The sequence below is a fragment of the Neochlamydia sp. TUME1 genome (assembly GCF_000813645.1).
GTDB lineage: Bacteria > Chlamydiota > Chlamydiia > Chlamydiales > Parachlamydiaceae > Neochlamydia.
In genome coordinates this window covers 1-7,032 of record NZ_JRXI01000155.1, presented here as the reverse complement: position 1 = coordinate 7,032, position 7,032 = coordinate 1, and the positions used below count along the sequence as shown (strand labels likewise).

At 39.1% G+C, this 7,032-nt stretch carries 5 protein-coding genes; 3 read left to right on the top strand and 2 right to left on the bottom strand.

From position 1 onward, the window contains the following. Nucleotides 1-22: 22 nt before the first annotated feature. Together DB41_RS07595 and pcnB are read right to left on the bottom strand one after the other, a co-directional pair. Nucleotides 23-766, bottom strand: coding sequence for a prolyl oligopeptidase family serine peptidase (locus tag DB41_RS07595; RefSeq protein WP_052244004.1), 744 nt, complete (start codon nucleotides 764-766; stop codon nucleotides 23-25). Nucleotides 767-786: 20 nt separating this feature from the next. Continuing rightward, nucleotides 787-2,061 (bottom strand): polynucleotide adenylyltransferase PcnB, encoded by a 1,275-nt coding sequence (gene pcnB, locus DB41_RS07590; RefSeq protein ID WP_044881749.1) that lies wholly within the window; start codon nucleotides 2,059-2,061, stop codon nucleotides 787-789. Nucleotides 2,062-2,422: 361 nt separating this feature from the next. On the opposite strand from pcnB, the gene glmM reads away from it, so the two are divergent. The 3 genes from glmM to DB41_RS07575 form a co-directional block, all read left to right on the top strand. Next, the gene (gene glmM, locus DB41_RS07585) at nucleotides 2,423-3,790 is read left to right on the top strand and encodes a phosphoglucosamine mutase (RefSeq protein WP_039386074.1); all 1,368 of its coding nucleotides are present in this window, start codon (nucleotides 2,423-2,425) and stop codon (nucleotides 3,788-3,790) included. 21 nt (nucleotides 3,791-3,811) lie between these two features. Further along, complete coding sequence (gene glmS, locus DB41_RS07580) at nucleotides 3,812-5,641, top strand: glutamine--fructose-6-phosphate transaminase (isomerizing) (RefSeq protein ID WP_039386073.1); 1,830 nt, start codon at nucleotides 3,812-3,814, stop codon at nucleotides 5,639-5,641. Nucleotides 5,642-6,217: 576 nt separating this feature from the next. After that, nucleotides 6,218-7,032, top strand: an 815-nt coding sequence (locus DB41_RS07575; RefSeq protein WP_162180933.1) for an F-box protein, incomplete at its 3' end; no start/stop codon positions are given.

The following is a 7,032-nucleotide window of genomic DNA, read 5'->3' as shown; positions in this document are numbered from 1 at the left end:
GAACTGTTACCTAAAATTTTTGCTAAATTAATTTATCTTTAACCCACTCGGCTCCCTCTTTAAAGATAGGAGGTAAAGTTCCATGGCCTTTGTAACCTATAGAAGCAGAAATGATTAGTTCTATAGCAGGAGAGCGGTGCCCTTGCTGGTAAGCGGCCTCAGCTAGCTGGTGGATAAAATCAAAGCAGGCGTAGGTGCCAACTCGGTTGTCACGGTTGCCTATATAAAAGCGAAATTGTTTATTCACTAGCTGATAGATAAGACCATGTAAGTCCCATTCTTTTTCTAAGTTGTTTGTTTTTTCTAAAGATGAAAGTTTAGTCATAGGAGCAAAACCTAGGACATATTTGAGGCGCGGTTCTCGGGCAGCTAGATGGGTAGCTATAAATGCTCCACGCGAGAGCCCCCCTACAGCTATCCTTTCTTCATCTACGAAACCTTGTTGAATAAGATACTCTATATTTTTTATACAGCTTTGTAGGAAATGAGAAAAAGAATGCGGATGAGTTGCAAATTCCTGCACCCATAGGGCTAGCGCCTGATTAGAATCATACCCCTGACCATGAAAAGGAAGCGTAAACGAATAGCAGCGTATAGGAAATTTTTCTAGAAAAAGTATAGGTTGATTGTAAGGCTCTTGATAAAGACTCTCTTCCGCTGAAAGAGCAAAATAAAAAAAAGCGGGTAAAGGACCGGCAGCAAGAGGCTCTCCTTGCATATAGATGGGTAAAGTTGTAGGAGAAGCTATAACCTCTTTGCGCTTCATGGATTCTATTCCTCATTTTCTTAAGCTTTGACATCTTTTTTTTGAGGTTGAGGAGGGCGGCCGTATCGCCTCTTTTTTGGAGGATGCGAATAACGATTAACCTGAGAAGAGCGGCCTGCATTTTTGTATTGGTCTCGCCAATATATGTACGCTTCTTGCAGGTGGGGCTGTATGCTTGCACGAATTTTTAGAAAAATAAGAGAGGCTTCAAATTCTTTATTGTGAACTAATTTTGTCCGTAAATGCCGCTTGCCAGAAAAAGGAGTGAGACGGTATTGCGTGGACAGGATAAAATTCATCACGGCGCTATGGCGGCGAGGAAAATGAGAAAACGAGGAGGTGACAAATCCCTTAATGAGAGAGGATGTAAGCATCGTGATCTCACCCATATGAGGGTGACGTCCTTTGTCAAGGTATTGGGTTTTAATTTCTTGCTCTAAGATAGGGAAAAGCATATTGCTGGTTAGGAGAGAACGATCTAGAGTCCTTTTGCTATAAAGATTGATTTGGTCAGCAGTTGTTAGGTAGCGGTAAATCTCGTTTCCTTGATGGCTTTGAATAAAATGAGCCAGGCAGGGAAAAATAAGCTCTAATAGACCAGCTTGGGACATCAGGTGAAAAAAAGACGAGGAATAACCTGATTCTAGCATGCGAAATATTTCTTCCAAAATCCTTGCAGGTGAACTTTTAATTAACTCCTTTTTGCATTCAAGTAGGGCTGTTTGTACTTCGGGAACGACGGTAAAGTTGTAGCGCGCTTGAAATTTCAATAAGCGGATCATGCGCACAGGGTCCTGCTTGAAACGGGTAGAAGGCTCACCTATCGTTCTTAAAATTCTTTGATGAATATCTTCCCATCCACCCACATAATCAATCACGCTATGATTAGTAGGATCATAAAACAAGCCGTTAATAGTAAAGTCGCGGCGCAAGACATCTTCTTCGGGTGTGCCCCATACGTTATCTTGAATGATTAGATCACTATCATTTTCTCCTGAGCGAAAAGTGGCTACCTCTAAGATTTTAGGCCCAAATCGTACATGCGCCAATCGAAAACGGCGGCCAATTAAAAGACAGCTTCTACCGAAAAGTTGCTTAATTTGTTCGGGCTTGGCCGAGGTAGAGATATCAAAATCTTTCGGAGTTTTCTTGATAAGAAGGTCACGGACACCCCCACCTACTAAATAAGCTTTAAAGCCAGCTTCTTTCAATCGGTTGATTACATAAAGGGCATCTTTATCAATCAAGTGATGCTCGATCTCATGGTCTGTCGCATGAAAAATTTTAGCTTGCAAAGACTTTAGCTCTCCTTAATCAACTGTTTATAGATAATGAGGTTGTCAAGTTTATTTCTTTTGCCACGCTCTTTTATGCAAGGTCTTAAGGCAATAAAAAAGCTTTTATAAAAAACTTATTCAATCAATGAGATGATATTTTAAGCAAGCCATGCGCAAAAGTCAACTTCAAACCCTTAGTTTAATAAAACTCTAAAATAAACCAGCTTCTTTACTGCCCATTTTCAAAATCAGTTTTTTTCTCCATGAGTTTTATCATAAAGAAAGTGTAGGATAAATGGAAAATTGTATATACTCACCTATCATTTTTCTTGATTGCCGTCTAGATTTTTGATTAATTTATAGTTTTAGGGAGAGGTTGATGACAAAGAAAAGGACAAAAGTCTTTGGAACAGACGGTGTGCGGGGACGTGCAAATTATACTCCTATGACAGTAGAGATTGCCTTAGCTTTGGGCCGAGCGGCAGGTAAGATTTTTCGACGTCACAATGGTAAACATAGGGTAGTCATTGGCAAAGATACACGTCTATCTTGTTATATGTTTGAAAATGCTTTAATAGCTGGTTTATGCTCCATGGGAGTAGATACTTTGATGGTAGGGCCTCTCCCTACTCCAGGGGTAGCTTTTATTACAAGAGCTTACCGTGCAGATGCTGGTATTGTTATTTCAGCTTCTCATAATGCTTATTATGATAATGGAATTAAGTTTTTCTCTTCCGAAGGCTTTAAATTACCTGACGCTTGGGAAGCTGAAATGGAAGAGTTGATCACTACGAATAGCTTTGAAGATAGCCTCCCTCTTGAGTTTGATATAGGAAAAAATAGCAAAATTAATGATGCGGATGGACGATATATAGAGTTTGTAAAAGCCACTTTTCCTCGTCGTTTATCTCTTAAAAATTTAAAGATCGCTTTAGATTGTGCTAATGGGGCAGGTTATAAAGTGGCACCTTTAGTATTTAGGGAGCTTGATGCCCAAGTATTTGTGTATGGTAATAGCCCGAATGGTCTAAATATCAATGATGCTTGTGGCTCTTTACATCCTGAGACTGTGCAAAAAGCTGTGATCGATCACCGGGCAGATGTAGGGATAGCCTTAGACGGGGATGCAGATCGCGTGATTATGGTGGATGAAAATGCGCAGATTGTAGATGGAGATACTATATTGGCAATTTGTGCACGGGACTTAAAAAAACAAGGTCTTCTCAAGAATAACAAAGTAATAGCGACTGTGATGTCAAATTTTGGCTTTGTTAAGGCTATGAGAGCTGAACAGATAGAAGTGATTTGTTCGCAAGTGGGAGATCGTTATGTCCTTCAAGATATGTTAAAGCATGAGGCTAATCTAGGTGGTGAGCAAAGTGGACATATGATTTTCTTGGACCATAATACTACCGGTGATGGGCTAGTTTGTGCCCTACAAGTTTTGCGTATTATGATAGAGACCGATTCTAAGCTGTCAGATTTAGCTTTAATCGTACAACGTTACCCTCAGTCTTGCATCAATGTAAGTATTCAGTCCAAACCCCCTTTAAATGAACTTAAAAATGTGCAAGAAGCTATCGCTAATGTGGAAAAAATGCTGGGCGATGCAGGTCGCGTGTTAGTACGCTATTCAGGCACGGAAAATATTTGCCGAGTAATGGTAGAAGGTCCTAAGTTAAAACAAGTGCAGCAAATGGCGCTTACGATCAGCAACAGCGTTAAAGAAGAAATAGGATCTTCTTAACCGACTTCAAAGGAATGATTTATGTGCGGAATATTTGCTTATATAGGCTTTAGAAACTCGCTTGAAATAGCTTTAGCGGGGCTAAAGAAAATTGAATATCGTGGCTATGACTCCGCGGGCGTGGCTGGCATCAAAGAAGGACAAATTGCGTATTGCAAAGAGCTAGGCAAAATATCGGCTTTGGAGAAAGAGCTGCAAGCTTGTGATTTTTGTTTAGCCGATGCTGCCATTGCGCAAACACGCTGGGCTACGCATGGAGTGCCTAGCAAGATTAATGCTCATCCTCATTTTGATACGCCACATTCCTTGGCTGTCGTGCACAATGGAATTATTGAAAATCATGAGAGCTTAAAACAAGATTTGGTTAAAAAGGGGATCAGCTTTGTTTCTGATACAGATACCGAAGTCGTGGCCCATCTAATTGGTAGCTTTTACCAAGGGAATTTTCTACAAGCTGTTCAACAAGCTTCACATTTGCTAAAAGGAGCTTTTGCTCTTGCAGTTATTCATAAAGATCATCCTGATCAAATCATTGCTATCGCTCAAGAATGCCCTTTAGTGATGGGTATAGGCAACAATGAAGTTTTTATTTCTTCAGACTCGAATGCTTTTTTAAATTTTACTCAGAAGGTGGTTTATCTAACTAACTCTGAAATCGCTGTGGTTAGCCATAAAGAGGTAAGGATATACAATTCTGCAGGGGATGAGATTGAAAAAAAGATTGAATGCTTACCTGTAACAGCTAGTGATGCCCATAAAGGCCATTTTGAACATTATACCCTTAAGGAAATTAACGAGCAGCCTCAAGCTATCTTCAACGCCCTGGAAGGACGTTTTTCCGAGGAATATGGCACAGCAATTTTTGAGGAGTTAGAGCTGGATCTGACAGAGCTTTTAGCAGCCCAGCGTATTTTAATTTTGGGCTGTGGGACCTCCTGGAATGCAGGCTACGTGGCTTCTTACATGATCGAAGAAAAAGCACGTATACCTGTCGAAGTAGAAATTTCGTCTGAATTTCGTTATAAAAATCCTATTATTCTTCCGCATACTTTAGTAATTGCCATCAGCCAATCTGGAGAAACAGCAGATACTATAGCAGCCGTCAGAGAGATTAAAGCTAAAGGTGGAAAAGTAATTGCACTCTGTAATGTCGTAGGTTCCACATTGGCGCGAGAGGCAGATGCAACTCTTTTTTTAAAGTGTGGTCCTGAAATTGGTGTATGTTCAACTAAAGCCTTCACAAGCCAATTAGTTGTTCTTGCTTTATTGACCTTAAGGATGGCTAGAATGCGACACTTAGGCAAGAGTGAGGGGCAAGAGTTTTTAAAAGCTTTGCGGGTTTTACCCGAGCAAATTCAGTTAGTATTGGATAATGCTTATTATATAGAAAACGTAGCTAAAAAATATGCCCAGTATGAAAACTTTTTCTTTCTAGGGCGGCGCTATATGTATCCTACAGCTTTAGAAGGAGCTCTTAAGCTGAAAGAAATTTCCTACATTAATGCCAATGGTTATCCCGCAGGAGAAATAAAGCATGGACCTATTGCTTTAATTAATGGCCATTGTCCTACCGTAGCTCTTTGTCCTAATAAAACTACCTACGGTAAGCTATTGAGCAATTTGATGGAAGTGAAGGCGCGTAAAGGCCCTATCATAGCTATTGCTGAAGAAGGGGAAGATAACTTGAAAGGAGTAGCGGATGATATTATACGCATACCCCCTACGCTGGATGAACTAGCGAGCATTCCGGTTACTGTAGTTAATCAATTACTAGCTTATTATATTGCACGAGAAAGAGGAACAGATATTGATCAGCCTCGTAATCTAGCTAAATCGGTTACTGTTGAATAATCGAAAGCCTTTGCGGCTGCCTTCTTAAAGCCCTATTTTAAACTAGTATTAAACTATTCTAAATCTTGAAACTTAATTATTTTTTGCTTTTATTTTACTTTTTGCCGACCTTAATTTAAAATGTGTGGGACTATAACAAATAGTCCAATTTAAAGAAAATACGCCTGCATAGTCAAAGAAGGGGGTAGCCTCTTAAAAACTGGCCTTCTCCTTAATAACATGTTTTTATTAAGCATAGGATTTTATAAAAAACCTGCTGAATAGCTTATAATTTAAGGCTTTAAGATATAAACAAATAAGGTGTAGTTGTAAGCGTCACAGGGTATAAATGATTTTTCCTCAAAAAGCAGGGGATTGGGCATCAATTATAGGGTTTTGAGCTGCTCTTTATATGATTGCTTACTTTATGAAAAATATCTTTCTCAAGGAGAGAGATTTTTTTCAGAGGATTAGGAAAGCAATTTAGCATTTTTAAAAGCGTATTAGTTGAGTTTTAAAATTTTTCATTGGTTACTAATTAATGGATTATTATTATTTTACAATAAATAAGATTAATTTGAATTTATGGTGAATAGCATGACCCCACTTTCTTTAATTCCTCATATAAGAATACCTGAAGAAGTGCAATTAAAGATTCTTAGTTTTCTAGATGAAAAAGATTTACCGATTGCAGCCCTTGTTAACAAACATTGGCAACGAATGGCCCAAGATCCTTCTTTATGGCGGCCTATTTGCCAACGACGCTGGAAAAACCTTAGCCACTCTTCTTCTCCAGGAAAAAACTGGCGAAAAATCTGTAAGAAAAGAGTGCAGATGTCGCAAACGATGAGGCTAACGAAAGGCGAGTATTCGAAAAATGAATGTAAAGAGACTATCTACAAATTACCTTATTTCTCAGGAAAAATTCTTGCACTTAAAAGAGAAAAACAATTTGCCTTTATTAAGGCTACAGCAGGTACAGCACAAATTTATCACTTGGGCGAAAAAAGTTGTCAGTTAGTGTATGATAATGTGAAAGAGGAAAGTTCCCGCCTGATTCATTATCAAGAAGGCCATATTATTCAAGTGACGCAAGAAGGGCAGCTCTATCGTTGGAAAGTTAATGAGGCTTTTCCCCAAGCTTCTCTCTGTTACCTTGGAAACTTTGAAAATGCATACTGGGCTCAAAACCATTTATTTTTAGTCAATCCTCATCAAACGCAATTTAAAATTGTGGATGTCCGCACAGGATTAAGCTACCATAAAAACACCTGTGCACCGATCAATTTCATCCTCTGCCGAAATAATCAAGCCTTAATCCACTGCCTAGATGGCAGCCTTTACTTTATTAATGATATAGAAAACTCTTTTTCTATGGACTTGATGGTATTGGAAGGCATTCTTAAAATTCC

Coding starts and splice junctions, on each gene's coding strand:
- DB41_RS07595 (WP_052244004.1), bottom strand. CDS start 766: ATGAAGCGCAAAGAGGTTATAGCTTCTCCTACAACTTTACCCATCTAT.
- glmM (WP_039386074.1), top strand. CDS start 2,423: ATGACAAAGAAAAGGACAAAAGTCTTTGGAACAGACGGTGTGCGGGGA.
- glmS (WP_039386073.1), top strand. CDS start 3,812: ATGTGCGGAATATTTGCTTATATAGGCTTTAGAAACTCGCTTGAAATA.